Source organism: Sphingopyxis sp. Root1497, assembly GCF_001427085.1.
Lineage (GTDB): Bacteria > Pseudomonadota > Alphaproteobacteria > Sphingomonadales > Sphingomonadaceae > Sphingopyxis.
Genome location: NZ_LMGF01000005.1, coordinates 1,656,661 through 1,682,395 on the forward strand (window position 1 = coordinate 1,656,661; position 25,735 = coordinate 1,682,395).

General features: G+C 67.0%; 22 protein-coding genes and 1 tRNA gene. 13 read left to right on the top strand and 10 right to left on the bottom strand.

What is annotated here, in order from left to right:
• The first annotated feature begins 60 nt into the window (after positions 1-60).
• From ASD67_RS22360 to ASD67_RS22375, 4 genes are all read left to right on the top strand, one after another.
• Positions 61-2,355, top strand: coding sequence for an ATP-dependent helicase (locus ASD67_RS22360; RefSeq protein WP_056351887.1), 2,295 nt, complete (start codon positions 61-63; stop codon positions 2,353-2,355).
• Positions 2,356-2,610: 255 nt separating this feature from the next.
• A complete protein-coding gene (locus tag ASD67_RS22365) occupies positions 2,611-3,507 on the top strand; it encodes a DUF4349 domain-containing protein (RefSeq protein ID WP_056351890.1) in 897 nt (298 codons plus the stop codon).
• A gap of 47 nt (positions 3,508-3,554) precedes the next feature.
• Entirely contained in the window at positions 3,555-4,604 is a 1,050-nt protein-coding gene (locus ASD67_RS22370; protein WP_235535790.1) for an aspartyl/asparaginyl beta-hydroxylase domain-containing protein, read from the top strand.
• Between the two features lie 16 nt (positions 4,605-4,620).
• Entirely contained in the window at positions 4,621-5,784 is a 1,164-nt protein-coding gene (locus ASD67_RS22375) for an acyl-CoA dehydrogenase family protein (protein ID WP_056351895.1), read from the top strand.
• 30 nt (positions 5,785-5,814) lie between these two features.
• Here the strand turns inward: ASD67_RS22375 and ASD67_RS22380 are convergent.
• Positions 5,815-5,890: transfer RNA gene (locus ASD67_RS22380), tRNA-Ala, on the bottom strand.
• An 87-nt stretch (positions 5,891-5,977) separates the two neighbouring features.
• Here ASD67_RS22380 and ASD67_RS22385 point away from each other — a divergent pair.
• Complete coding sequence (locus ASD67_RS22385; protein WP_200938085.1) at positions 5,978-6,994, top strand: NADP-dependent oxidoreductase; 1,017 nt, start codon at positions 5,978-5,980, stop codon at positions 6,992-6,994.
• 105 nt (positions 6,995-7,099) lie between these two features.
• Here ASD67_RS22385 and ASD67_RS22390 read toward each other — a convergent pair whose 3' ends face one another.
• Together ASD67_RS22390 and ASD67_RS22395 are read right to left on the bottom strand one after the other, a co-directional pair.
• The gene (locus ASD67_RS22390; protein WP_056351900.1) at positions 7,100-8,503 is read right to left on the bottom strand and encodes a DEAD/DEAH box helicase; all 1,404 of its coding nucleotides are present in this window, start codon (positions 8,501-8,503) and stop codon (positions 7,100-7,102) included.
• 114 nt (positions 8,504-8,617) lie between these two features.
• A complete protein-coding gene (locus ASD67_RS22395) occupies positions 8,618-9,145 on the bottom strand; it encodes a hypothetical protein (protein ID WP_056351903.1) in 528 nt (175 codons plus the stop codon).
• 192 nt (positions 9,146-9,337) lie between these two features.
• Between ASD67_RS22395 and ASD67_RS22400 the strand changes: the two genes are divergently transcribed.
• The 3 genes from ASD67_RS22400 to ASD67_RS22410 all read left to right on the top strand — a co-directional run bounded on the left by ASD67_RS22400 (position 9,338) and on the right by ASD67_RS22410 (position 12,195).
• On the top strand, positions 9,338-10,762 hold the full coding sequence (locus ASD67_RS22400) for an FAD-binding oxidoreductase (RefSeq protein ID WP_056352358.1): 1,425 nt from the start codon (positions 9,338-9,340) through the stop codon (positions 10,760-10,762).
• Positions 10,763-10,862: 100 nt separating this feature from the next.
• Positions 10,863-11,639, top strand: a complete 777-nt coding sequence (locus tag ASD67_RS22405) for a SapC family protein (RefSeq protein WP_056351907.1) — start codon at positions 10,863-10,865, stop codon at positions 11,637-11,639.
• A 13-nt stretch (positions 11,640-11,652) separates the two neighbouring features.
• Entirely contained in the window at positions 11,653-12,195 is a 543-nt protein-coding gene (locus ASD67_RS22410) for a cytochrome b (protein ID WP_056351911.1), read from the top strand.
• 17 nt (positions 12,196-12,212) lie between these two features.
• Here ASD67_RS22410 and ASD67_RS22415 read toward each other — a convergent pair whose 3' ends face one another.
• Positions 12,213-12,422, bottom strand: coding sequence for a DUF1674 domain-containing protein (locus ASD67_RS22415; protein ID WP_056352362.1), 210 nt, complete (start codon positions 12,420-12,422; stop codon positions 12,213-12,215).
• Between the two features lie 64 nt (positions 12,423-12,486).
• Between ASD67_RS22415 and ASD67_RS22420 the strand changes: the two genes are divergently transcribed.
• Entirely contained in the window at positions 12,487-13,794 is a 1,308-nt protein-coding gene (locus tag ASD67_RS22420) for an RsmB/NOP family class I SAM-dependent RNA methyltransferase (protein ID WP_056351912.1), read from the top strand.
• Positions 13,795-13,880: 86 nt separating this feature from the next.
• Here ASD67_RS22420 and ASD67_RS22425 read toward each other — a convergent pair whose 3' ends face one another.
• The 3 genes from ASD67_RS22425 to ASD67_RS22435 all read right to left on the bottom strand — a co-directional run bounded on the left by ASD67_RS22425 (position 13,881) and on the right by ASD67_RS22435 (position 18,677).
• Positions 13,881-15,665 carry an adenylate/guanylate cyclase domain-containing protein gene (locus ASD67_RS22425; protein WP_056351915.1) on the bottom strand — a complete coding sequence of 595 codons (1,785 nt, stop codon included), beginning with the start codon at positions 15,663-15,665 and terminating at the stop codon, positions 13,881-13,883.
• The gene (locus tag ASD67_RS22430; RefSeq protein ID WP_056351918.1) at positions 15,662-16,849 is read right to left on the bottom strand and encodes a YARHG domain-containing protein; all 1,188 of its coding nucleotides are present in this window, start codon (positions 16,847-16,849) and stop codon (positions 15,662-15,664) included. Before ASD67_RS22430 ends, ASD67_RS22425 begins: the two co-directional genes overlap by 4 nt.
• 106 nt (positions 16,850-16,955) lie before the next feature.
• Positions 16,956-18,677: a DUF885 domain-containing protein gene (locus tag ASD67_RS22435; protein ID WP_056351921.1), complete on the bottom strand. Its 1,722-nt coding sequence runs from the start codon at positions 18,675-18,677 to the stop codon at positions 16,956-16,958.
• A 128-nt stretch (positions 18,678-18,805) separates the two neighbouring features.
• On the opposite strand from ASD67_RS22435, the gene ASD67_RS22440 reads away from it, so the two are divergent.
• From ASD67_RS22440 to ASD67_RS22455, 4 genes are all read left to right on the top strand, one after another.
• The gene (locus ASD67_RS22440; protein ID WP_082545255.1) at positions 18,806-20,128 is read left to right on the top strand and encodes an MFS transporter; all 1,323 of its coding nucleotides are present in this window, start codon (positions 18,806-18,808) and stop codon (positions 20,126-20,128) included.
• Between the two features lie 150 nt (positions 20,129-20,278).
• A complete protein-coding gene (locus tag ASD67_RS22445; protein ID WP_056351924.1) occupies positions 20,279-20,950 on the top strand; it encodes an RBBP9/YdeN family alpha/beta hydrolase in 672 nt (223 codons plus the stop codon).
• Positions 20,947-21,867: a cysteine synthase A gene (cysK, locus tag ASD67_RS22450; protein WP_056351926.1), complete on the top strand. Its 921-nt coding sequence runs from the start codon at positions 20,947-20,949 to the stop codon at positions 21,865-21,867. Before ASD67_RS22445 ends, cysK begins: the two co-directional genes overlap by 4 nt.
• A 9-nt stretch (positions 21,868-21,876) precedes the next feature.
• Positions 21,877-23,034 (top strand): cell wall hydrolase, encoded by a 1,158-nt coding sequence (locus tag ASD67_RS22455; RefSeq protein WP_056351928.1) that lies wholly within the window; start codon positions 21,877-21,879, stop codon positions 23,032-23,034.
• A 177-nt stretch (positions 23,035-23,211) separates the two neighbouring features.
• Here ASD67_RS22455 and ASD67_RS22460 read toward each other — a convergent pair whose 3' ends face one another.
• The 3 genes from ASD67_RS22460 to ASD67_RS22470 all read right to left on the bottom strand — a co-directional run.
• On the bottom strand, positions 23,212-24,342 hold the full coding sequence (locus tag ASD67_RS22460) for a zinc-binding dehydrogenase (protein WP_056351931.1): 1,131 nt from the start codon (positions 24,340-24,342) through the stop codon (positions 23,212-23,214).
• A gap of 327 nt (positions 24,343-24,669) precedes the next feature.
• A complete protein-coding gene (locus ASD67_RS22465; RefSeq protein ID WP_156377832.1) occupies positions 24,670-25,419 on the bottom strand; it encodes a 3'(2'),5'-bisphosphate nucleotidase CysQ in 750 nt (249 codons plus the stop codon).
• A gap of 3 nt (positions 25,420-25,422) precedes the next feature.
• The coding region (locus ASD67_RS22470) for an adenylyl-sulfate kinase (RefSeq protein WP_156377833.1) at positions 25,423-25,735 on the bottom strand (313 nt) is incomplete at its 5' end.

Genomic DNA, 25,735 nt, shown 5'->3' on the forward strand with positions numbered 1-25,735 from the left:
CGCTGGACAGCGCGCGCGCTGTTCCCTAATCGTTCGCGCGTGAACGATACCCCTGCCTCGATGCCCGACCTCGCCCGCCCCGATCCCTCGGACCCGCCCTATCTGCGCGGTCTCAACGGCCCGCAGCGCCAGGCGGTGCTGACCACCGAAGGTCCGGTGCTGATGCTCGCCGGCGCGGGCACGGGCAAGACCGCGGCGCTCACCGCGCGGCTCGCCCACATCATCGCGACGCGGCGCGCCTGGCCGTCCGAAATCCTCGCGGTCACCTTCACCAACAAGGCGGCGCGCGAGATGCGCGAGCGGATCGGGCGGATGATCGGTGACGCGGTCGAGGGCATGCCCTGGCTCGGCACCTTCCACAGCATCGCGGCGAAGATGCTGCGCCGCCACGCCGAACTGGTCGGCCTGCAGAGCAATTTCACCATCCTCGACACCGACGATCAACTGCGCGTGCTCAAGCAGCTGATCCAGGCCGAGGGGCTCGACGAGAAGCGCTGGCCGGCGCGCCAGCTCGCGGGACTCATCGACAAGTGGAAGAACCGCGGGCTCGTCCCCGCCGACCTCGATGCCGCCGACAAGGAAGCCTGGGCCGACGGCAAGGGCCAGCATTTTTACGCGCTCTATCAGGCGCGGCTGAAGACGCTCAACGCCTGCGATTTCGGCGACCTGCTGCTCCACATGCTGGTGATCCTCAAGACCCACCGCGACGTGCTCGAACAGTATCAGCAACGCTTCAAATATATCCTCGTCGACGAATATCAGGACACCAACGCCAGCCAATATCTGTGGTTGCGGCTGCTGGCGCAATCGCGCAAGAATATCTGCGTGGTCGGCGACGACGACCAGTCGGTGTACAGCTGGCGCGGCGCCGAGGTCGCGAACATTCTGCGCTTCGACAAGGATTTCCCGGGCGCGACCGTCATCCGCCTCGAACAAAATTACCGCTCGACACCGCAGATCCTCGCCGCCGCCTCGGCGCTGATCGCGCAGAACAGCGGCCGCCTTGGCAAGACCTTGTGGACCGAACTCGAGCCGGGCGACAAGGTCCGCGTCGTCGGCGTCTGGGACGGCCCCGAGGAGGCGCGCCGCGTCGGCGAGGAACTCGAAACGCTCCAGCATCGCCGCGTGTCGCTCGACCGCGCCGCGATCCTCGTCCGCGCCCAGTTTCAGACCCGCGAGTTCGAAGACCGCTTCATCGCGATCGGCATGCCGTACCGCATCGTCGGCGGTTTCCGCTTTTACGAACGCGCCGAAATCCGCGATGCCCTCGCCTATCTGCGCCTCGTCCAGTCGCCCGCCGACGACCTCGCCTTCGAACGCATCGTCAATGTCCCCAAACGCGGCCTCGGCGACAAGGCGATCCAGCGCATCCACCAGTTCGCCCGCGCCGAACGCGCGCCCTTGCTGCAGGCGGCGTCGCAGATCACCGAAACCGACGAACTCACCCCGCAGGCGCGGCGCCAGCTCGCCACGTTCGTCGCGCAGATGCGCGGCTGGCGGACCAAGGCGAACGACCTGTCGCATCCCGAACTCACCCAACTGATCCTCGACGAATCGGGCTATACCGCGATGCTCCAGGCCGACCGCAGCGTCGAAGCCGCGGGCCGCCTTGAAAACCTGTCCGAACTCGTCCGCGCGATGGAGGAATATGACTCGCTCGAGGCGTTCCTCGAACATGTCAGCCTCGTCATGGACCGCGACAATGACGACACGACCGAGACGGTGACGATCATGACGATCCACGCCGCCAAGGGGCTGGAGTTCGACCATGTATTCCTTGCGGGGTGGGAAGACGGCGTGTTTCCGTCGCAGCGCTCGATGGACGAGGGCGGCATCGCCAGCCTCGAGGAAGAGCGCCGCCTCGCCTATGTCGCGATCACCCGCGCCCGCGTGCGCGCCAGCATCTATCATGCCGCGAACCGCCGCATCTATGGCCAGTGGACGAGCAGCATCCCCAGCCGCTTCATCGCCGAAATTCCGCCCGAACATGTCGACAGCGAAAACAGCTTCGGCGGCGGCCAAAGCCTGTGGCGCGCCAACTGGTCGGCGCAGGGCGATCCGTTCGCGCATGTCGCCGAGCGCAACCCCTCGCGCACGATGACGCGCGGCCCCGCCTGGCAGCGCGCGGTGTCAGGGTCGACGACGGTGACCCGCGCCCCCGCGCCCAGCGAGCGCGGCCCCGCAGCGTCGGTTGGCGCCAAGCCGCGCGCCGACCTGGCGATCGGCATGCGCGTGTTTCATGAGAAGTTCGGTTACGGCGAAATCATGGACATCGACGGCAACAAGCTGGAGGTCGAATTCGAGTCGGCTGGCAGCAAAAGGGTGCTCGACAGTTTTGTGAAGGCGGCGGGATAGCTTCACGCGGGCGCTTTTGGTGTATGGTGGATCGCTGACGTAAATATCCTCCCTGTCGGGCAGCGATGGGGAGGTGGCAGCGGCAAAGCCGCTGACGGAGGGGCCGACGCCGTCACGCGTCGCGCAGCCTTTCGNGGGGAGGATTTCAACGTCCTCCAACGGCGGCGACCACTCCACGCAAACCCTATTGTCAACCAGATCAGTTATGATACTCCATATCGTGCGGCCAACGAGTCGCATCTTTGGGAGAGTCTCATGAAAACCAAGCTCTTGGCGGGCGCGATGGCGCTCGTGCTGGTCGGCTGCGGCCAAAAAGCGTCCGAGGAATCGGCGGCAAGCAGCGCCCCCGCCGCTGCCGAAATGGTTTCCGCCGACGCCGCCGGCGGCCCCGACGTCCCTATCACCGCCGCCCCCGGCGTTGCCTTCAACTATCGCTACGCCTTCCGCCTCGACGACGACCGCATCGCCGCGGTGCAGGAGGAACATGCCGCCGCCTGCGAAACGCTCGGCGTCGCGCGCTGTCGGATCACCGGCATGGATTACCGGCTGATCCGCGACAATAAGGTCGAGGGCCGGCTGGAATTCAAGCTCGACCCCGCCATCGCGCGCAAGTTCGGCAAGGATGCGATCGCCAGCGTCGCCAAGGCCGAGGGCGTGCTCGCCGCGGCCAATATCACCGGCGAGGACGTCGGCGCACAGATCAGCGATTCGCAGCGCCGCAGCGCGGGCATCGCCGACGAGATCGCGCGCCTCGAAGCGCGGCTCAAGCAGGGCGGGCTCGGCGACCGCGAACGCACCGAACTCCAGCAACAGATCGCCGGACTGCGCCAGCAACTCGACGGCGAGCGCGAAACGCGGCGCGGCGGCGAGGTCCAGCTCGCGACGACCCCGATGGTCTTCGACTATCAGGGCACCGGCGGCCTGCCCGGCATCGGTTATGGCAATCCGTTCAGCGACGCGGCGAACATGCTGATACGCAGCGGCGGTACCCTGCTCTCGTTCGTCCTCGTCGTCGGCGCCGCGATCCTGCCCTGGGCGCTGTTCTTCGCCGGCCTGCTGCTGCTGTGGCGCACCCCGCCGGTCGTCGCGGTCCGCAGGTGGCTGGTCGGCAAGCGCGCCGCGCCTTCAGCACCGCCGCCGCCAGAGATCTAGGCCCACCGCTTCTTGCAAAGGGGCCGCGCGGCGCTATGGCAAGCGCCATGACCGGCGAGGGGACATGGCTGGAGCAGGCGCGCGCGGCCCACTGGCGCGGCGACGACGCGGGCGAAAGCGCCGCGCTCGACGCCGCGATCCGCGCCGATCGCGCCAATATCGCCGCGATCCTCGCCATGGCCGAACTCAAGCGCCGGCTGTCCGACGACCGCGCCGCGGGCAGCTTTTACCGCCTCGCGCTCGGCACCGCGGCCCAGGCGCGCAGCGTCCCGCCGGCGCTGCACCCCGGCCTCCAGCGCGCCGAGGTCTTTCTCGCCGCGACCGAACAAGCCTTCGCCGATCACCTGCTCGGCCAATTACGCGGGGCGGGGATCGACGCCGCGGGCGCGACCCCGCGCGTTGCCGAGGCGCTCCGCATGCTCGCCGGAGACCAGCCGCTCTACCTGCAGCAACCGAGCATGTTCTATTTCCCCGGCCTCGCGCAGCGCGCCTTTTTCGACCGCGCCGATTTCGACTGGGTTCCGGCGGTCGAGGCCGCGACCGATGCGATCCGCGCCGAACTGCAGGCCTTGGTCGCGAGCACCGCCGACCGTTTCGGCCCCTATGTCACCGCCAGCCCCGACCGGCCTCCCCCCAATAATCCGCTGCTCGATAAACCCGACTGGGGCGCCGCCTGGCTTTGGAAGGACGGCGAAATCGCCGAGGGCATGGACATGCTCTGCCCAGAGGCCCTCGCCGCGCTCGCGCAGGCGCCGCAACCGGTGATCCCGGGCCGCGCGCCACTCGCGCTCTTCTCGCGGCTCAAACCCGGCACGCATATCCAGCCGCACCACGGCATGCTCAACACCCGCCTGATCTGCCACCTGCCGCTGATCGTCCCCGACGGCTGCGGTCTGCGCGTCGGCGCCGAGACGCGCGTATGGCGCGAAGGCGAATTGACGATCTTCGACGACAGTTTCGAACATGAAGCGTGGAACCGCGGGACCAGCGACCGCACCGTGATGCTCTTCGAAATCTGGCGCCCCGACATCGACGCCGACGAGCGCGACCAGTTGACGCGCATCTTCTCCGCGATCGACAGCTACTCCGAACAATGACGAAAGAGGAAAGACGATGACCAACCCGGGAATGGACGCCGACATCTACGAAGCCTTTATCGAACAGTTGCAGCGCTATGTCCGCGACCGGCTGATCCCCGCCGAAGACCAGCTTGAGGAGCTTGGCCGCGTTCCCGACGACATCCTCGCCGAGATGAAGGACATGGGCCTGTTCGGCATCACCATGCCCCCCGAATATGGCGGGGCGGGCATGAACGTCAGCCAATATGTCGGCTTCATCCGCGAGATCGCTTATGCCTCGCCCGCCTATCGCTCGATCGTGTCGATCAACATCGGCATGGTGTGCAAGTCGCTGACCGGTTTCGGCACCGACCAGCAGAAGGAACATTGGCTGCCGAAACTCGCGACCGGCACCATCGCCGCCTTCGGCCTCACCGAACCCGACAGCGGCTCCGACAGCGCGGCGATGAAGACCCGCGCGGTACGCGACGGCAATGGTTATGTCCTGAACGGAACCAAGCGCTACATCACCAACGCCCCCTTCGCCGACGTCATCCTGGTGATGGCGCGCACCAATGCCGAGGCGCTGCCCAAGAACGCGCATGTCAGCGCCTTCATGGTCCCGCGCGACGCGCCCGGGGTGTCGATCGGCAAGCCCGACGGCAAGATGGGCCAGGCGGGATCGCAGATCGCCGACGTCATCCTCGATAATGTCCGGGTTGACGGCGACGCGCTGCTCGGCGGCGAGGAAGGCATCGGTTTCCGCGCCGCGATGCAGAGCCTCGACAACGGCCGGCTTTCGGTCGCCGCCGCCAGCGTCGGCTATGCCAAGCGCATGCTCGATGCGGGCCTGCAATATGCGATGGAGCGCAAGGCGTTCGGCGAGCCGATCGCCAATTTCCAGTTGATCCAGGCGATGCTCGCCGACAGCAAGGCCGAAATCTACGCCGCCGAATGCATGCTCGCCGACGCCTGCGCGCGCGCCGACCGCGGCGAAAAGATCATCGTCGAGGCTGCGGCGACCAAGATGTTCGCGAGCGAAATGTGCGGGCGGGTCGCCGACCGCGTCGTCCAGATCCACGGCGGCGCCGGCTATCTCAAGGAATATCTGGCCGAGCGCTTCTATCGCGACTGCCGCATTTACCGCATCTATGAAGGAACCACGCAGATTCAGCAGCTAGTGATCGCGAAGAACATGATTCGCGACTTCGCGGGGTAAACGGTTCGGAAGTTGGGGGAATCGGGTCGCTGGTGGAGCCGAGGGGAATCGAACCCCTGACCTCTGCAGTGCGATTGCAGCGCTCTCCCATCTGAGCTACGGCCCCGCGACGGCGGGGTCTTAACGGCACCGAATACGGCTGGCAACGGCTTTTCTGACGATTGGGCGACAGACACTTATCGAGGGGGATATGATGGCGCGAGCGTGGCACCTGACCAGCAGGCCAACGGGCTTGCCGACGATGGACAATTTCGCCCTCCGCGACCTCCCCGACGCGCCGTTGCAGGCCGACCAGCTGCGGGTGAAGAATCTGTGGCTGTCGGTCGACCCCTATATGCGCGGCCGGATGAACGACGCGAAAAGCTATTCGGCCAGCTTTCAGATCGATCAGCCGATGACCGGCGGCGCGATCGGCGAGGTGATCGAAAGCAATATGGGCGGCTTCGCCCCCGGCGACCTGATCCTCCACATGGGCGGCTGGCGCGACGGCGGGGTCATCGGCCTCGACATGTCGCCGAACAAGCTGCCCGCGGCGGCGCTCGCGGCGGGGATGACCCCGCAGACCTTCCTCCACAATATGGGGCTGACCGGTGGCACCGCCTGGATCGGCCTGCTCCGCATCGCGGCGGCGAAACCCGGCGACACTGTCTTCGTTTCGGCGGCGGCGGGCGCGGTCGGGTCGGCGGTGGTCCAGATCGCCAAGGCGCGCGAGATGACGGTGATCGGCTCGGCCGGCGGCGCCGACAAATGCGCCTGGGCCCTCGATCTCGGCGCCGATGCGGTGATCGACTACAAGGCCGGCCCGGTGCTGCCGCAACTTGCCGCGGCGCTCGAAACCCTCGGCAAGCCGGGGATCGACGTCTATTTCGACAATGTCGGCGGCGAACATCTCGACGCCGCCTTCGCGACCGCCAGCGATTTCGCGCGCTTCGCGATCTGCGGCATGATTGACGTCTACAACGACGGCAAGGCGCAGGAGATGAAATATCTGATCCGCACCATCCCGGCGCGCATCCGCATGGAAGGCTTTATCTACACCGACCAGTTCTTCGACTGCGTCGAGGAATTCTACGCCGACATGGGCGGGCTGATCGCCAGCGGCGCGGTGACGATGCGCGAGACGGTGCATGAGGGGCTGGAGGCGACGCCCGCGGCGTTCCTGGGGCTGTTCGCGGGGACGAATATGGGGAAGATGCTGGTTCGGGTTTGATGCCCATACCGTCGCCCCCGCGAAGGCGGGGGCCGCTGGCCGCCTTGCTCGACCTCGCCGCGTAAACCGATAGCGGCCCCCGCCTTCGCGGGGGCGACGAGCAGATCAGCTACCGAACCCGAACGACAAAAAGTCGGGCATCGGGCCGTTCCAGCCGTCGTCGGGGCCATCATCATCCTGATTGCGCGACTTCGCCGGCGCGGGCTTGCGATCGTCGGCCTTCTTCGCGGGTCTGGCCGCCGGCTTATCCGCGACGGCTTCGGCACGCGGTGCTTCGGCGCGTTTCGATTCGGCAGCGGGCTTGGCGCGGCCGCGACCGCCGCGGGCGGATCGTTCGCGGCGCGGCTCGCGCTCTTCGCGCGGCTCGTCCGTCGACGCCTTGGCAGCCTCGGCCTTGCCGCCGCCATGAACCGGGATCGTATAGCCGGTCAGCTTCTGGATATTGTCGATCGCCTCATCGTCCGACGGCGTGATCAGCGTGAAGGCACGGCCCTGTGCGCCCGCGCGGCCGGTGCGGCCGATGCGGTGGACATAATCATCGGGGTGCCAGGGTGCGTCGAAGTTGAAGACATGGCTCACGCCCTTCACATCGAGCCCGCGCGCCGCGACGTCGGACGCGACCAGGATATTGATCGTCCCGGCCTTGAAGCGGTCGAGTTCGGCGATGCGGCTCGACTGGTCCATGTCGCCATGGATTTCGCCGGCCTTGTACCGGTCGCGCTGCAAGGCTTTGGCCAGGTCGCGCACCGTCGTCTTGCGGTTGCAAAAGATGATCGCGGTGCTGATGTCTTCCGACTCGAGCAGGTCGCGCAGCGTGTCGCGCTTGCCGCGCTCGCTGGTCTTGACGACGAACTGCTCGATATTCTCGTTGCGGCTCGCCGGGCGTGCGACTTCGATCGTCTTGGGATTCGACAGGAATTTGTCGGCCAGCTTTTTGATCGGCGGCGGCATCGTCGCCGAGAACAGCAGGGTCTGCCGATTCGCCGGCAGCTTGGTGCAAATATTCTCGATGTCGGGGATGAAGCCCATGTCGAGCATGCGGTCGGCTTCGTCGATCACCAGCAGGTTGCACCCGGTGAGCAATATCTTGCCGCGCTCGAACAGATCCATCAGGCGGCCCGGGGTCGCGATCAACACGTCGACGCCCTTTTCAAGCGCCTTGACCTGATCGCCCATCTGCACGCCGCCGATCAGCAACGCCATAGAGAGCTTGTGATATTTGCCGTATTTTTCGAAGTTTTCCGCGACCTGCGCCGCGAGTTCGCGCGTCGGCTCGAGGATCAGCGAGCGCGGCATGCGCGCCCGCGCGCGGCCATGCGCCAATATGTCGATCATCGGCAGCACGAAGGATGCGGTCTTGCCGGTGCCCGTCTGGGCGATGCCGATCATGTCGCGCATCATCAGCACCGAGGGGATCGCACCCGCCTGAATCGGCGTCGGTTCGTCATAGCCCGATTCAGTGATCGCGCGCAGGGTTTCGTCGGAAAGGCCGAGGTCGGCAAATTTCATAGGGTCATCATGTCCGGAAAATTGAGGTCGCACGGCGTCCCACGCCAGCCCGCGCTGCGGCGCCCTTGCGGAACTACCAGCCGAAAGTCAAGAAAAGCTGGCGAAAATCGCCGATTAATCGTCGTCGCGCACCGCGACCATCAGGCGGAACTTGTCGATTTCGCATTTGGCACCGGTTCGTGCGTGAATCTCGTCGCGATCCTCGCAAAGCTGGCCGTCCTCGTTACCCTTCATGTAGAAACCGGCATAGAAATCGAGCGCGCGGCAACCGCGGTTGAGCTGCGCGCGCAATCGCTGCCTCTGTCGCGTGATCAGGTCGATGCTGTCGCGCTGAACCGCCTGCATTCCGATGATGTTGCGCATCGCGACGCATTTCGGCGCCTTTTTCTCTTTCCAGACCATCGGCGGCGCTTCGCGCTTGCGCTGCGGCTCGCCGGGGCTTGCCGCGAAATTGGTGAGCGACGATCGCTGCGCCGGTACGCGGATGATCAACTGCTGTTCGATGATAACCTGGAACCACGGAGCGCCGGCGCTTTCGGGCATGGGCACCATCGCGGCGATCGGCTCGGGCGGCGCTATCGGCGCCTCCGTGTCGGCCGCGGGTGCCGCGGCCACGAGGAACAGGGCAAACGCTGCCGTCACTGCGCGTCGGGCGCCCCCTCGGCGCGCTGACAAAAACCGTTGTTCACCCTTGGCTCCCGAACCCGATGCTGGCTGGACGCGCGGGCTTCACTCGTCCATGGCCTCCCCAATAGCGATCATGATTGAACAGCAAATGAACTGTTGTCGACCCATTTTGACGATCCGTCACCTCGTCCGCGAATGTCCGCGCCGATGACGCGGCCCCCGACGCCCGACCTGCTGGCACAGCTTGCCGCCCTGCTCGGCCCCAAGGGCTTCGCGACCGACGACGACAGCCTCGCGCCCTGGCTCACCGACTGGCGCGGCAAATATCACGGCCGCGCCGCCGCGATGCTCTCCCCCGCCACCACCGCCGAAGTCGCCGCCGTCGTCCGGCTTTGCGCCGCGCAGGACGTCGCCATCGTCCCGCAGGGCGGCAACAGCGGCATGGTCGGCGGCGCGACCCCCGACGCCAGCGGCGCGCAATTGCTGCTCAGCACGCGCCGCATGAACCGCGTCCGTACCATCGATCGCGCGGCGGGACTCGCCGTGGCCGAAGCCGGCGTTATCCTCGAGAATTTCCACAATGCCGTGCTGGCGGAAGGTTTTCGGTTCCCGCTGACCCTCGGCGGCAAGGGGTCGGCGACGATCGGCGGGCTGGTATCGACCAACGCCGGCGGCACGCAGGTGCTGCGCCACGGCACGATGCGCGCCCTCGTCGCGGGGGTCGAGGCGGTGCTGCCCGACGGCCAGGTCTTCGACGGACTGGCGCCGCTCAAGAAGGACAATCGCGGCTATGACCTGCGGCACCTGCTGTGCGGGGCGGAGGGGACGCTGGGCATCGTCACCGCCGCGACGCTGCGCCTCGTCCCCGCCGCACAGGACCGCGCGACCGCATGGATAGGCCTCGAAAGTCCCGACAAGGCGCTGCTCCTGCTGCGCCAGCTCGACGCAGCGATCGGCGCCCCGCTCGAAGGCTTCGAGATCGTCCCGCACGGCTGCCTGGACGCGGTGCTGCGCCACATCCCGCAGACGCGCCATCCGCTGGGCGGCGACTGCCCTTGGTATGCACTGGTCGAACTCGCCGGCGACAAGGCCGACGACCTGTCGGCGCGGCTCGAAACCCAGCTCGCCATCGCGCTGCAGGCCGGGCTGATCGACGACGTCGTGATCGCCAAGAACGACCGCGAAAGCGACGACTTCTGGCGGCTGCGCGATTCGATTTCGGAGGCCGAGCGCGCCGAGGGTCCGGCGATCCAGCACGACGTCAGCGTGCCGGTCGACCTGATGCCGCGCTTCATCGCCGACAATCCGGCGCGCCTCGCCGCCGCCTTCCCCGGCGCCCGCGCCCTGTCCTTCGGCCATCTCGGCGACGGCAACGTCCATCATCATGTCCAGCCGCCCGCCGGGGTCGACGGCCGCGCGTGGATCGCAGCGCATGGCGAGGACGCGAGCCGCCTCGTCTACAGCCATGTCATCGAACTCGGCGGCTCGCTTTCGGCCGAACATGGTATCGGGCAGATGAAGCGCGACCTGTTCGCCGCGCTCGACAGCCCGACCCGCCTCGCGGCGCTGCGCGCGATCAAGGCAGGGCTCGACCCTGCCGGCCTGTTCAATCCGGGCAAGCTGATCGGCTAGGCCCGCAACCGTCCCCCTTGCGTCGCGGCGCGCAGCCCAATAAGGCGCGCAATCGCATTTTTTCGCCCGCCGGTGCGGGTGTTCAGTTCGGAGTTTTATCATGGCCACTGCGCCCGCCGCCAATCTGCCGCTTTTCTACAAGGATCTGGTTCCGCTCTCGAGCGTCGATCACGCCAATTTCCATGCCCGCTCGCTGGACAAGGCCGAATTCCTGATCAACCAGCATGCGGTGCCGCTGACCTCGGACGAATTCGTCTCGGCGAGCCGGTTCTACCCGATCGTCTTTTCGGCCGGCGACAATCCGGTGCCGCTCGCGCTGATGGGCCTTAACGAAGGCGTCAACACTTTCGTCGACGACGAGGGCAAGCTGATCAACCCGGTCTATGTCCCGGCCTATGTCCGCCGCTACCCGTTCCTGCTCGCCAAGCTGCGCCCCGATACCGACGAACTGTCGCTGTGCTTCGACCCGACCTCGGGCGCCGTCGGCGAATTCGAAGAGGGCGATGCGCTGTTCGCCGGCACCGAACCGACCGATCCGACCAAGGCGGTGCTCGAATTCTGCAAGAATTTCGAGGAAGCGGGTCAGCGCACCGGCGTCATGATGGACGAGCTGAAAAAGGCCGACCTGCTGATGGACGGCGAAGTCAGCATCCAGCCCGAAGGCAGCGACAAGCCCTTCATCTACCGCGGTTTCCAGATGGTCGACGAGAACAAGCTGCGCGAACTGCGCGGCGACGTGCTGCGCAAGATGATGCAGAACGGCATGCTCGGCCTGATCTTCGCGCACCTCTTTTCGCTGCAGCTGATGCGCGAAGTCTTTGCCGAGCAGGTCAAGGCCGGCAAGGTGCCGTTGATTTCGGAAGCCCCGCTCGTCTGAGGAATTGAACCCGATGGCCACCATGTCGACCGGCGCCCCGCGCTACACGAAGGTGGCCATCTGGCTTCATTGGGCGATCGGCCTCGCGGTGATCGCCAATATCGGCCTCGCGATGCTGACCGAGGATATGCCGCGCGAAACGCATCGGGCGGCGATGTCGATCCACAAGGCGCTCGGCATCGCGATCCTCGGCTTGACGGTGCTGCGTATCCTCTGGCGGCTCGGCCACAAGCCGCCACCGCTGCCCGCCGCGACTCCCGCCTGGCAACGGCCGGTCAGCAAGCTCGTCCATTTCCTTTTCTACGCGCTGCTCATCCTGCTGCCGCTATCGGGATGGGTCTGGATGTCGGCCGCCGACCGCCCGATCGACTTCTTCGGCCTCTTCACCGTGCCGTCGATCGCCAGCCCCAGCAAAAGCCTCGCCGACACGCTGCACGAACGGCATGAAGTGCTGGGTCTCGCGATGCTCGCCCTCGCCGCGACCCACGTCCTCGCGGCGTTGAAGCACCAGTTCGTCGACCGCACCGGGCTGATCGGGCGGATGAATCCCTTTTGACCGCCGCGTCGGCGGGGTCAGAAATCGATCGCCAGTCCCTTGAGTTCCCAGTCGCCATAGCGCACGGGGTTGCGGCCGCCGGGCTGGTCCTCGGCCTTTTCCTCGCGGATCGGTTCGGGCGCCGGAACCGGGGCGTTGGTCCAGCCTTCGGGCGCTTTCACATGCGCGGGGCGCTTGGCCGCGCGCGGCGTGCCGCCGATGGTCTCTGCTTGGCTGTTTTCGGTCATGACGCCGATGTTATAGGAGTTTCCGTGCCCCACGCCAACCGCCCCCGTACCGGATTCCGCCGTCATGGCTGACCGTCGTCCCCGCCGCCCCCGCGGCGCGCATCAGGCCGACCCGCCGGGCACCGCGACGCGCAAGGCGGCGCTGCGCCTGATCGACGCGGTGCTGCGCCGCGGCGACCCGCTCGACCTCGCCGCGCATGCGGCGACGCAGGGCCTGCCGCCGCCCGACCGCGCCTTTGCCGTGGCGATCGTCTCCGAAGCGCTGCGCTGGATGAGCGACATCGACCTGTTGATCGACGGCGCGACCGCCCAGCCGCTGCCCGACGACGTCAAATCGCGCGCGGTGCTGCGGATCGCGCTGGCGCAGCTGCTGGTGCTGAAGAGCCCGCCGCACGCCGTCGTGTCGACCGCGCTGCCGCTCGTCGACGGCGGCCCGCGCCGCCTCGTCCATGCGATCCTGTCGCGCGCGCAGCAGGAGGAATGGCAGCTTCCCGAACGCGCGAGCCTGCCGCCGGCCACCGCCGAACGCTGGGCCGCGTTGTGGGGCGACGCCTTCGTCGCCGCCGCCGAAGCCGCGTGGAGCGCCGCGCCGCCGGTCGACCTCAGCTTCGCCGCCGCACCCGACGCGGCCGGCTGGGAGGGCGCGCAGTCGCTCGCCCCGCATCACCTTCGCCTGCCCCGCGGCCACGCGATCGAAACTCTGCCCGGCTTTCGCGAAGGCGGCTGGTGGGTCCAGGACCTCGCCGCCACCCTGCCCGCGCGGCTGCTCGGGGCCGGCGAAGGCCGCTCGGTCCTCGACCTCTGCGCCGCGCCGGGCGGCAAGACGATGCAGCTCGCCGCCGCCGGCTGGTCGGTCCTCGCGGTCGATTCGAGTGCAAAGCGCCTCGCGCGGCTCGAGGAGAATCTCGACCGCACCAGCCTTCACGCCGCCGTCGTCCAGGGCGATATCCGCAAATGGCAACCCGGCGAGGCCGCCGACGCGGTGCTGCTCGACGCGCCCTGTTCAGCGACCGGCATCTTCCGCCGCCACCCCGATGTGCTTCACCGCATCGAGCCGCGCCAGATTGCCGAAATGGCCGAATTACAGGCTGAACTGCTCGGTCGCGCCGCGCCATGGGTGAAGCCGGGCGGGGTGCTCGTCTACGCCACCTGCTCGCTCGAACCCGCCGAGGGCGAGGAGCGGATCGCCGCCTTCCTGGCCGATCATCCGGACTGGACCATCGACGCCGCACGCGCCGACGAACTTCCCGCGGGAATCGCCCCGACCGAACAGGGCTTCATCCGCACCCTTCCCGGGATGCTGGCCGAAGCCGGCGGCCTCGACGGTTTCTTCATCGCGCGGTTGCGCGCGCCCTCAAGTGATTTCGAGTGAAATGGAACATTTCACGGCTCGGAAATCACGGAAAAACAAGAATCTAGAGTGCGTTCGGCTTTGATTCCATCAAAACCGAACGCACTCTAGGCCGCGCGGCGCGACAGGCGGTACAGCGCCAGCTCGCCATAATCCTTGGCGAGCCGCACCTTGCCGACATAGTCGCAGTCGAATTCGCGCGCATCGCCGAGCGCGAGCATCGCCGCCATCGGCTGGGTGCAATAGATTTGCCCGACCAACGTCACCGGCTCGATCCGCGCGGTGCGCGTGACCTCGGTGCCGTACCACAGTTCGTTGCCAACCACCGGGTCCTGCCCGCGATAGATCGGCCCGAAATGGATGCCGGTGCGCATCCCCGCCTGATGCCCCTCCAGCCCCAGCCCGGCGGGCAGCACGTCGAGCCGTTCCTGCATGTCGAGCGCGATCCGCGCCGCGACCGCAGGGTCCGAAATGATCGCGTAAACCGCATCGCCCCAAGTGTTGCGGAACAGCACCGCCTCGCCATATTCGTCGAGCACGCGCCCGATCCCGCCCATCACTTCCTGTGCAAAGATCGGCAACTCCGCCTCGCCAAGCTTTGAAAACCCGGCAAAATCGGCGAACAGGATCGCATAAAGCCCGCGCCGCGTTCCCTCGGGCGGCTTGGGCGCCGGCGGGAACTCCAGCGACCGATCGAGTCCGCCGACCGCGATCGTCACCGTGCGCCCGCCATGCGCCTGCCACAGCGCGATATCGGCGTTGGTGCCGGCGATCGCATCGGCGCTGCGCGCCGCCACCGCGGGGTCGACGACCGCGAACTGGATCGCTTCGCTTTCCAGTTCGCGTGCGCGCAATCGGGCGAGCCCCATTGCGGTGTGCGAGCCGAGGATGAACTGGCAATCGTCGCTGACGAAGCGGGTGTTGCTCGCGAAATGGACCATCGCCGCCGCGTCGCGGCAATGGACATAGCGCGCGACCCATGCCTCGGCGCCCGACCGCACCGACTGCGCGATAAAATCCTCCTCGGCGAAGGGCAGGATGATCGTCAGGTCGATGCCGCGCGCGATCGCCTCTTCGGCGAAAATGATGTCGGCGCCGCAGGCGAGCGGGCCGATCAAGGCCGACAAGGGCTGCGCATCGAGCGCGGCGGCGATCGCGCGCTGCGCCCCCGCCTCGCCCTCACCGCCGGCCCGGAACATGCGCCCGCAATAGACGCCGACCGGCGGCGGGCGCAGCAGGTCGACGATCGCCGCCGCGCTGGCGGCCTCGATCGCGCCGCTCTGCGCCAGCCGCGCGAATTGCCGGCAGGTCGAGGCGCGATCCCCGGCGCGCGCGCTGCCCATCATATCGACCGCCTGCGCGTGGCGCAGCGCCTCGTCGCCGCGCCCGAGCAGCAGCAGCGCCTCGATCAGCGTCACCGCGTCCCAATAATCGCCCGCCGCCCCCGCCGCCGCGATCGGTTCGGCGAGCGCGGCGCCGCGCGCGCGGTCACCGAGCAGCGCGAACAGGCTCGCGGCGTTGATCGCCGGAAAGGTCGCGCCCGACACCTCCCACGCGTGATGATAGGCGGCGGCGGCCTTTTCGAGCCAGGGCCGCCGTTCGCCGGCGCGCTGGTCGAAGGCGCGGTCCTTCCAGATCCGCCCCGCGAGCGCGAGGCTGTCGACATCGCCCGAACCGGCGAGGTCGAGCGCCTCGTACAAATGCATCGCGCCCAGGCTGTCGCCCGACGCGGCGAGCGCGCGCACCATCAGGTAGCGCAATCGCGGGCTGTCGATGCCCGCGCGGCGCGCGGCGGCGGCGCAGTCGAAGGCGCTCAACGCATCGCCCTGCCCCAGCCGGTGCGCGACCTCCGCCTCGCTCGCGGCGCAGTCCGGCGCTGCGCCTTCGCTCATTGCGCGGCGGCTTCGGCCGATTTCAACAGCGCGACATTGGCCTTTTCAACGCCCGAAAGCTGCACATTGTCGGTGGTCGGCTTGTACCAGCCGAACTGGCTGAAATGCGCGCGCAAGCTGGCGTCCTTGAAGCGGAAGCCGTTGCGCGCGAAAATCTCGTTGCGCGCGATGCGCAGTTCGAGCGCGCTGTAATTGCCGAGTTCGTCCGCCGACAGCAGCCGCTCCGACGAATCGGGGATGACGACCCCGCTGCCGCCGACGCCGGCCGGCATCGGCCCGGCGGGAAGCGACGCGGCCCCCGCGCCGGGTGCCGGATCGGGGTTCGCCCCGTCGAGCACGCGGATCAGCTTGCGGAACATATAGCCGGTGGTGCCGTCGCCCTTGCGCACGCGCCACCAGCTGCCGCTCTGCTGATAGGTCAGGAACTTCTCGCCCTCGAGCACCTTGCCGAGGATCGCCGACTGCGACGAGGCTTGCGCACGGATGTTGGTGAAACCTTCGGGATCGTTGATCACCGCGGCGAGGACAAAGGCCTCGACCGGCGCCGCGCCGTCATCTGCCGTTTCCGGGGCGCCCGCGACGGCGGCGCTGCCCGATCCGGAGCCATCGCTCACCGTCGTCCGCATCGGCGTCGGCTGCAGCAGCCACCAGAGCAGGCCCGCGCCGACGATCGCCGCCGCGCCCAATATCCACGGCAGCGGCGAGGATCGCGGCGCCGCCGGCTCGGCGGGCGCGGAATAGGCGGCGGGAGCCGGAACCGGTGCGGGCGCCGCGGGCGGCGCTTCCACCGGCGCACGGCAGCACAATTCCTCCAGGCTCATCAGCACCTTGCGCCAGCCGCTATGGTCGGTCTCGCCATGCCAGTCGGCGAGTTCGGCGAACTGGATCTGGTTGAACGGCAGCGGCGGCATGACGTCATCGATCGCGGTCTGCACCAGCTTCTTCTGGTTGCGCGCGACATCGGCCTCGGCGCGCACCCATTCGGACTGCGCCGAGGTGTGCGACCAGACGACGATCGCCGCCTTCGCCATGCCGATCTTTTCGGTGATCACATCGCCATAGCTGCGGTGCGGCGGCAGTTCGGCGTCCCACCACACCTCATAACCCGCCGCTTTGACCGCCTGCGCGATTTCGGCCACGCGCGCCTTGTTGTCGCGCGAATAGGAAATGAAGACATCGACCATCGGCTCGCCCCTTGTTGCAGGGGAAGGCTAGCGGGGGTTGGTGCCTATTGCCAGTGCTCGCGGTCACATCCAACCCTCTCCCCGGAAGGGGAGAGGGTTATGAGCTTCAGAACACCGCCTTCGGTGTCGTTTCCTTCATCATCGCCGCGCGCACCATCGGGATCGGCGGGCCGCCGTACGACAGGAATTCGTCGTGGAACGCCTTCCACTTCGTCTTGTCGCCTTTTGTCCAGTCGTCGCGCAGCTTGCGGATCATCAGCTTGCCCATCGTATAGTTAAGATAGGCGGGGTCATAGGTGCCGCGCGCCGCCTGTTGCCGCGCATTGCCCTCGTCCTGATAGCATTGGTCCTTGAACAGCTTTTCCGAATCCGCGACCGTCATGCCCTTGGTGTGCAGCCCGATCGCCGACAGATAGCGGCAATCGCGCAGCAGCGCGTTCGACAACTGGCCGATGTGCGTCTCGGGGTCGCCCTCGCCCAGCCCGGCGTCCCACATCATTTCCTCGGTATAATGCGCCCAGCCCTCGGCAAAGGCATAGCCGACGAACAATTTGCCGAAGATGCTCTCGGCGCGGTTCGCATGGAGGAAGTTCAGGAAGTGGCCCGGCCACACCTCATGGACCGAGGTGAACAACAGGTCCTTGCGCCCCGGCACGAAGTCCGCCTGCGTCTGCTTGTCCCACGCCGGGTCGGGCGGCGAGATATAATAGACCGACGGCAGCCCTTTCTCATAGGGTCCGGGAATGTCGATATAGGCGCTGTTCTGCCGGTTGTACGGCGGCGATTCCTCGACCTGCGCCTGTTCGGTGCCCGGGATGCTGACGAGGTCCTTTTCGACGAGGAAGGCGCGCAGCGTCGGCAACTGGCGCCGCGCTTCGGCGACCGGGCCGTCGGCGGGCTTGTCGCTGTTCATCTTCTTCATGCAGTCGGCGATCGTCATGCCCGCGGCATAGGTGGCGCAGGCGGCCTTCAAGGCGTCCTGATTGCGCTTGAGGTCGGCCTGCCCGATCCGTTCGAGTTCGTCGATCGGCGTGTCGACACCCTCGTTGGTCAGGATCATCTTGGCGAATTTGTCGGCGCCGAGCGCATAGCCGTCGGTCGTGCCCGGCCGCGATCCGACATATTTGGCAAGGTCGGTCATCGCCGCGCCCGCTTTCGCCGCCGCGTCGTCGAACTGCTTCTGCAGCGCTTCGTCCTTGACCGAGGCGAAGGCGGCCTTGGCGTCGCCCTTATAATAGTCGGCGAAGCCGCCGAAGCCCGCGGTGCCATATTTGACGAAGGTTGCGGGCAGCGGCAGCTTGAGGTTCGCCTTGATCTGCGCGGCGGCTGCGGGAACCTTTTCGGCATAGGCGATGAACGCCTTCATCCGCGTCGTCGCATCGGCATAAGGCCGCGAGATATAGACATTGGGGTCGAGTGCACCGGTGTAGAAGGCCGGGTTCTTCGCCGCGAAATCGGTATCGCGCAGGAAGAACAGCTGTCCCTCGGCGACCTTGACCAGATAGTCGCGCTCGAATTTCTCGGCGTCGGTCATCGCGCCGTCGAACGCCTTGGCGTCGGCGATCGCCTTTTCCAGATACGCCGCCTGCTTCTCCAGTCCCGCGGGCGACCAGTCGGGCAGTTGCCCATCGAACTCATGCTTGCCCTGATAGACCGCGAAATTCGGGTTGAGCGGGAAATAGCCCTCGATGAAGCCGTCGCGAAACTGGGTCCAGCTCTTGGCGCCGGTCGCCGACGCCGACTTGTTGTCCGACGCGTTGCAACCGGCCAGGACGAACAGCGTCGCGGCCATGGCGACCCCGCCGAAGCGAGCGAATTTGCGTGTCATATCTTGAAACTCCCCGATGACGATGGCGGGTTTCTGCCACCATGACCGGCATGTGACACCTGCTAATCGACGAACGGCAGACCTATGCGGTCTGGACAGTGCCGAAAAGCCGGTTAGGGCGGATCGCAATGGCAACGATCCTCCCGCCCGACGCCGACGAACCGGCGATGCCCGAAACCCCGTCCAGGGCCCCCTCCCCGCTCAGTTTCGTCGACTACCGATATTTCTGGCTCGCGCGCTTCACCGCGGTGATGGCGACGATCGCGATGGTCGTGGTCATCGGTTACCAGCTCTACGACACCGCGCGCACCGATTACGGCATGTCGATCAAGGAGGCGTCGTTCCAGCTCGGCCTGCTCGGGCTGTTCCAGTTCGTGCCGCTCGCGGTGCTCACCCCGGTCGCGGGCTGGGTCGCCGACCGTTTCGAACGGCGCAGCGTCGCGATCTTCTCGAACCTGATCGACCTCACCATCGCCGCCGCGCTCGGCTGGTTCACTTATACCGACGGACTCACCCTGCCCCTGCTCTTCGGCCTCGCCGCGCTGCACGGCGTCGCGCGCGTCTTTTCGGGTCCGGCGATGAGCGCGATCGCGCCGAACATCGTGCCCCCCGCCGTGCTGCCGCGCGCGATCGCGATGAGCAGCATCGCCTGGCAGTCGGCCTCGGTCATCGGCCCCGCCGCGGGCGGATTGATCTACGCGGCCCATCCGACCTCGGTCTATATCTTCGCCGCCGTGCTGCTCGCTATCTCGGCCTTCACGATCAGCCGCGTCCGCCCCGTGCTGCCGCCGCCGGTCGAGGTGCGTCGCCACCCGTTGCGCGAAATGCTCGACGGGCTGCAATTCACCTGGCGCGAGCGATTCCTGCTCGGCACGATCACCCTCGACCTGTTCGCGGTGATCCTGTCGGGCGCGACCGCGCTGCTGCCGGTGTTCGCGCGCGACATTCTCCACAGCGACCTCATGGAAAATGCCACCATGCTCGGCCTGTTGCGCGCCGCCCCCGCGGTCGGCGCCGCGATCGTCGCATTGGGCCTCGCCTGGCGCCCGATCGAGCGCAATGTCGGGGTGAAGATGCTATGGGCGGTCGTCGCCTTCGGCGCCGCGACCATCGCCTTTGGCCTGTCGACCAACCTCTTCCTGTCGCTCGCGATGCTGGCGCTGCTCGGCGCCGCCGACATGTTCTCGGTCTTCGTGCGTGGCACGCTGATCCAGCTCAACACCCCCGACCATATGCGCGGCCGCGTCAGCGCGGTGTCGGGCCTCGCGATCTCGGCTTCGAACGAGCTCGGCGAAATGCGCGCCGGATCGATGGCCGCTGCCTTCGGCCCGATCACAGCGATCGTCTTCGGCGGCGCGGCAGCGATCGGCGTCACCGCGCTCTGGGCATGGATATTCCCCGAACTGCGCCGCGCCCGCACCTTCGAACCGCAGTTCAAACAGGCCGCCTGACGCATTTCCGCGCCCGTCCGAAAGCGCGAAATCAACTCGTCGCAAACTGCCTTCCTTTCGCCACAAAGTGATTGTCAATTTATTTAGTTGAATTATCTCGGTTGCACCCGTCACCGCGGTTTCCTTCCTTCATCCGATGGAGATCCAGAGATGCACACCACGCTGATACGCCACAAAATCCTGACGATTCCGGGCCTCGACAACAGCGGCCCGCGCCATTGGCAGAGCCTGTGGGAACATAAATTCGCCGACTGCGAGCGAGTCGACCTCGGCAACTGGGCCGCGCCCGCCAAGGACCAATGGGTCGAACGCATCGCCGACGCGATCGCCGCCGAGGACGAACCGGTGCTGATCGCGGCGCACAGCCTCGGCTGCCACGCCTTTGCCCACTGGTTCGCTCATGCCGGCGGCGTCGCCCGTGCCCGCGTCGCCGGGGCGCTGCTCGTCGCGCCGCCCGACCTCGGCGACCTGCGCCGTGACAGCCGCGTCGCCGACTTCAGCGACGCCCCCGCCTTCACCTCGCGCACCCCGATCGTCGTGGTGGCGAGCGACAATGATCCCTATGCCAAGACCTCGCACGTCTGGCGGCTGTCGCGGCAATGGGATGCGCGCTTCGTCAATGCCGGGCCGTTCGGGCATATCAACGCCGACTCGGGCGTCGCCGATTGGCCTTATGGACAGTATCTGCTCGCATCGTTACAACCCGCGCCCACGCCCGCCCTCGCCGACGAAGCGCTTTGGCTCCGCAGCGGAGACTGGCCCAATCGTCTCGCGCGGCGCGATCCGCGGTTCGACTTCAAGGAAAGCCTGCACCGACCATGAAAGCCAATTCGATCCTCGATACCATCGGCAACACCCCGCACATCCGGGTCGCCAAGCTGTTCCCCGACGCCGAAGTCTGGGTGAAGTCGGAACGCAGCAACCCGGGCGGGTCGATCAAGGATCGCATCGGCCTCGCGATGATCGAGGCGGCCGAGCGTGACGGCAGCCTTCAGCCCGGCGGCACCATCGTCGAGCCGACGTCGGGCAACACCGGTATCGGCCTCGCGATGGCCGCCGCGGTCAAGGGCTACAAGCTCGTGCTCGTCATGCCCGAAAGCATGTCGCTCGAACGCCGCCGCCTGATGCTCGCCTATGGCGCGACCTTCGACCTGACGCCGCGCGAAAAGGGCATGAAGGGCGCGATCGAGCGCGCGATCGAGCTGGTCGAGACGACGCCGGGCGCGTGGATGCCGCAGCAGTTCGAGAATGAGGCGAACATCGACGTCCATGTTCGCACCACCGGCCCCGAAATCCTCGCCGATTTCGCCGACACCCCGATCGATGCGATCGTCACCGGGGTCGGCACTGGCGGCCATATCACCGGCGTTGCGCAATTTCTGAAGGGCCATTGGCCGAACCTCAAGGTGTTCGCGGTCGAGCCCGTCGCATCGCCGGTCATCTCGGGCGGCCAACCCGGCCCGCATCCGATCCAGGGCATCGGCGCCGGCTTCATCCCGCGCAACCTGCACACCGACCTGCTCGACGGGGTGATCAAGGTCGAGGCCGCCGACGCCAAGGACTATGCGCGCCGCTCGGCGACCGAGGAAGGCATGCTCGTCGGCATCTCGTCGGGCGCCACCCTTGCCGCGATCGCCCAGAAACTCGCCGAGCTGCCCGCGGGCAGCCGCGTCCTCGGCTTCAACTACGACACCGGCGAACGCTACCTCTCGGTCCCCGACTTCCTCCCGGAAATCTGAGGCACCCCCATGGCGCGCGAAGCGCCCGCAGCAACGACGCCATTGTGGCGCGACCGGTCGGCATGGCTGTTCGCGCTGCTGGCGGTCGGCGCGATCGTCGCGGTGCTCTACGCGAGCAGCCTCGGCGGTCCCGCGCGCTACAGCGTGCACCTGCCTCCCGTCGCGCCGCCCGCCAGCACGGTTCCGGAGGTGCTCCCGATGGAATTGGCGCCGATCGCCGAGGACGACGCGCGCGCCGCCAATGCCAAGATCCCGCTGGTGACCAAGGGTTTCGTCGCGGCGCGCCCCTTCGTCTATGCCGGCGACGCGGACAACCGCGGCCGCGCGCGCGACTGCCTCGCCGCCGCGATGCTCTATGAGGCGGGCGACGACAACAAGGGCCAACGCTCGGTCGGCCAGGTCATCATCAACCGCGTCCGCCATCCCGCCTTCCCCAAATCGATCTGCGGCGTCGTGTTCCAGGGGTCGGAACGCGTCACCGGCTGCCAGTTCACCTTCACCTGCGACGGCGCGTTGGCCCGCCGCTATTCGGATGCCGCGTGGACGCGGGCGCAGGTCAATGCCGAGATCATCCTGTCGGGCGGCACCGACCCGTCGGTCGGCCTCGCGACGCATTATCACACAGACTGGGTCCGCCCCTATTGGAGCGACAGCCTCGAAAAGATCGCGGTCGTCGACACCCACCTCTTCTTCCGCTGGCCCGGCTATTGGGGCACGCCCGGTGCCTTTCGCGGCAATGTTGCGGGGGTCGAGGCGCCGATCGCCAAGATGGCGGCGCTCTCGCCGCTGCACATGGCCGGCCTCCCTGCCGAACTCGCCGCCACCGAGGTCGATCCCGCCGCCGGCGAACCGCGCGTCACCGGCGCCGCGGTGCCCGGCCAGGTGGTATCGGGCGGGCGCGAGACGATCACCATCACCCTCGACCGCAAGGCGACCCCCGAAAGCTTCGTCACCCTCGCGCTGCGCCTCTGCGGCACCCGCGAATATTGCAAGTTCATGGGCTGGACCAACCCGGTGCTCAAGCCCGAGAGCGAAGCGATGAGCGACACCCAGCGCGCCGGCATGACCTTCTCCTACCTCCGCGACGACAAGGCGGGGTTCGAAAAGGCGCTGTGGAACTGCAGCGAATATAAGCGCGACGATGTGCGGCAGTGCATGAAGCGGTGATTGGGGCGTAGTCCGGCGACAGCTTTGGTGTGAAAAGCGGAGGCTCCGCCACAACCCGTTCCCCGGCGAAGGCCGGGGTCCAGAGCTTAACAACGCAACGTAGGTCCTACACCGCCCTGAGCCCCGGCTTTCGCCGGGGAGCAGATTGCCTATGCCCCCTTTTGCCCAATACCTATCCTAAGGCCGGATCAGATATTTCTCGCCCGTCCGCTTGGCATTATAGCCCGCGATCACATCGAGGTTCAAAGCCTCGACCAGCGAAATCTCATGGCTGTAATGGCTCTTGAACGTCGTCGTCAGCTCGTCGACCACGCGTTTGCGGAGCCGCATATTGGTCTCCATCCCCGCCTTTTGCAGGAACGGCGTCAGCAGGAAGCCCGACAGCGACCAGGTCAGCCCGAAGCTGCGATTCAGCACCGTCGGCCCCAGGTCGAGCGCGCCATAGATATAGACCTGCTTGAACGTGTCCGAGCCATAGCGGCTGTACGTCGTCATCCGCTTCACCGCCGCGACCTCCATCGCCGACAGGATCTGACCCGCCAGCTTGCCGCCGCCGATCGCATCGAAGCCCAAAGTCGCGCCTGTCTCGACCAACGCCGCGGTCAGTTGCTCGACAAAATCGTCGGCGCCGCTGTTGACGATATGGGTCGCGCCGATGCCCTTCAAGATTTCCACCTGCGCATCGCTGCGCACGATATTGACCAGCGGAATCCCGTCCTTGGCGCAGATCTTGACCAGCATCTGGCCGAGGTTCGACGCCGCCGCGGTGTGGACGAGCGCGCTATGCCCTTCGGCCTTCATCGTTTCGGTGAAGGCAAGGCTGGTCAGCGGGTTGACGAAGCAGGACGCGCCGTCGGCGGGTTCGGTGCCGTCGGGCAGGACCATGCACATCATCGCCGGCAGGCAGCGATATTCGGCATAGATTTCGCCGCCGATCAGCGCGACGGTCTTGCCGAGCAGCGCCTGCGCCTCGGGCGCCGCCCCCGCCTTGACCACGACGCCGCAGCCTTCGTTGCCGATCGCCAGCGCATCGCCGACCCGGCCCGTCATCGCGCGCATCCCGGCGGGCGGAATATCGGCGGTGATCAGGGGCAAGCCGTCGCGCGTTGACGCGCGCGCGGTCGACATGTCGGCGCCGCCGAACAACAGGCCGAGGTCCGACGGATTGATCGGGGTCGCAAGAATCTTGACCAGCACCTCATGCGCCGCGGGTTCGGGCATCGGGCGGCGCTCGAACGACACCTCCAACTCGCCCTCGGGCTTCACCAGCGTCAGCATCGTCAGGTTGGTGTCAGGCAGGTCGGTCATCGCGTCTCTCCCATCGGTTCGGTTTTTCGATGCAACCGAAATAGGCGACCGCGACAGGGCTGGCAATCGCGAAGCGCGGCGCCCGTGTCGGATTGGAGGTGGGGAGCAGGGCTTCGGTCCCCCCGCCTCTTCAAAGGAGGGGCAGAGAGACTTCGTCCGGCGCAGCCGGGCCTTTAGTCGAACGGGGTGGTGGTCGAAGCCATACGCCCACCCGCGCACACCACCCGCTGCGACTAACGCGCGAGCGCGTAAGTCTCGCCACCCCTCCTCTGACGAGGAGGGGCTGGGAATGTCCACTATTGCTCGAAACCTGCCCCTTGCCGGCCCCTACTCCGCCGCGACAAACTCCGCCGCCAGCCGCAACGCTTCCGCCGCGAATTCCTTCCGGCAGATCAGCAGGTCGGGCAGATAGGGATTCGCACAATTATACACCAAAGGCGACCCGTCGACCCGGCTGACGTGCAGCCCCGCCGCCGCCGCCACCGCCGCGGGGGCGCAATTGTCCCATTCATACTGCCCGCCGGTGTGGAGATAGATGTCGGCCTCGCCGCGCACCACCGCCATCGCCTTGGCGCCCGCCGACCCCATGCCGAGCAGTTCGGCGCCCATCTTCTCAGCGACGAACACCGCTTCGGCGGCGGGGCGGGTGCGGCTGACCAGCATCTTCGGCGGCACATTCGCCGGTGCGAGCGGCTTCGGCGCCCCCGACGTCAGCGTCAAGCCGAGTCCCGGCAGCGCCACCGCGCCCACCGTCGGCACGCCATCGACCGCGAGCGCGACATGCACCGCCCAGTCGCTGCGCCCCTCGCTATATTCGCGGGTACCGTCGAGCGGATCGACCACCCACACGCGGCTGAACGAACAGCGGGTCACGCTGTCTTTTTCCTCTTCGGACAGGATCGCGTCGTCGGGCCGCGCGGTGCGCAATTCGTGCATCAGCATCGCATTGGCGCGCGCATCGCCGGCGTTGCCGAGCGCCTTGCCCTCGAACTCGCCCGACGCCTGCAACGAGAGCAGGATCACCCCCGCCGCGGTTGCCAGCCGCTCGGCCAGCGCCTCGTCACTTTCATGAATCATCTTTTACCCCAGCAAGCGGTCCACGATCAGGTCCGCCGCCTCTTCGGGGGTCATCGCGGTGGTGTCTATCCTGATTTCGGCGTCTTCGGGCGCCTCATAGGGGCTGTCGATGCCGGTGAAGTTCTTGAGCTGTCCGCTGCGCGCCTTTTTGTAGAGCCCTTTGACGTCGCGCTTCTCGGCCTCGGCCAGGGGCGTATCGACGAAGATTTCGACGAACTCGCCGTCGGGGAGCATTGATCGCACCATGTCGCGTTCGACCTTGAACGGGCTGATGAACGCGGTGATCACGATCAGCCCGGCATCGGTCATCAGCTTG

Bases quoted from the DNA above. Each gene is read 5' to 3' on its own strand.
- ASD67_RS22360 (WP_056351887.1), top strand. From the start codon at position 61: ATGCCCGACCTCGCCCGCCCCGATCCCTCGGACCCGCCCTATCTGCGC.
- ASD67_RS22365 (WP_056351890.1), top strand. From the start codon at position 2,611: ATGAAAACCAAGCTCTTGGCGGGCGCGATGGCGCTCGTGCTGGTCGGC.
- ASD67_RS22370 (WP_235535790.1), top strand. From the start codon at position 3,555: ATGACCGGCGAGGGGACATGGCTGGAGCAGGCGCGCGCGGCCCACTGG.
- ASD67_RS22375 (WP_056351895.1), top strand. From the start codon at position 4,621: ATGACCAACCCGGGAATGGACGCCGACATCTACGAAGCCTTTATCGAA.
- ASD67_RS22385 (WP_200938085.1), top strand. From the start codon at position 5,978: ATGGCGCGAGCGTGGCACCTGACCAGCAGGCCAACGGGCTTGCCGACG.
- ASD67_RS22390 (WP_056351900.1), bottom strand. From the start codon at position 8,503: ATGAAATTTGCCGACCTCGGCCTTTCCGACGAAACCCTGCGCGCGATC.
- ASD67_RS22400 (WP_056352358.1), top strand. From the start codon at position 9,338: ATGACGCGGCCCCCGACGCCCGACCTGCTGGCACAGCTTGCCGCCCTG.
- ASD67_RS22405 (WP_056351907.1), top strand. From the start codon at position 10,863: ATGGCCACTGCGCCCGCCGCCAATCTGCCGCTTTTCTACAAGGATCTG.
- ASD67_RS22410 (WP_056351911.1), top strand. From the start codon at position 11,653: ATGGCCACCATGTCGACCGGCGCCCCGCGCTACACGAAGGTGGCCATC.
- ASD67_RS22415 (WP_056352362.1), bottom strand. From the start codon at position 12,422: ATGACCGAAAACAGCCAAGCAGAGACCATCGGCGGCACGCCGCGCGCG.
- ASD67_RS22420 (WP_056351912.1), top strand. From the start codon at position 12,487: ATGGCTGACCGTCGTCCCCGCCGCCCCCGCGGCGCGCATCAGGCCGAC.
- ASD67_RS22425 (WP_056351915.1), bottom strand. From the start codon at position 15,665: ATGAGCGAAGGCGCAGCGCCGGACTGCGCCGCGAGCGAGGCGGAGGTC.
- ASD67_RS22430 (WP_056351918.1), bottom strand. From the start codon at position 16,849: ATGGTCGATGTCTTCATTTCCTATTCGCGCGACAACAAGGCGCGCGTG.
- ASD67_RS22435 (WP_056351921.1), bottom strand. From the start codon at position 18,677: ATGACACGCAAATTCGCTCGCTTCGGCGGGGTCGCCATGGCCGCGACG.
- ASD67_RS22440 (WP_082545255.1), top strand. From the start codon at position 18,806: ATGGCAACGATCCTCCCGCCCGACGCCGACGAACCGGCGATGCCCGAA.
- ASD67_RS22445 (WP_056351924.1), top strand. From the start codon at position 20,279: ATGCACACCACGCTGATACGCCACAAAATCCTGACGATTCCGGGCCTC.
- cysK (WP_056351926.1), top strand. From the start codon at position 20,947: ATGAAAGCCAATTCGATCCTCGATACCATCGGCAACACCCCGCACATC.
- ASD67_RS22455 (WP_056351928.1), top strand. From the start codon at position 21,877: ATGGCGCGCGAAGCGCCCGCAGCAACGACGCCATTGTGGCGCGACCGG.
- ASD67_RS22460 (WP_056351931.1), bottom strand. From the start codon at position 24,342: ATGACCGACCTGCCTGACACCAACCTGACGATGCTGACGCTGGTGAAG.
- ASD67_RS22465 (WP_156377832.1), bottom strand. From the start codon at position 25,419: ATGATTCATGAAAGTGACGAGGCGCTGGCCGAGCGGCTGGCAACCGCG.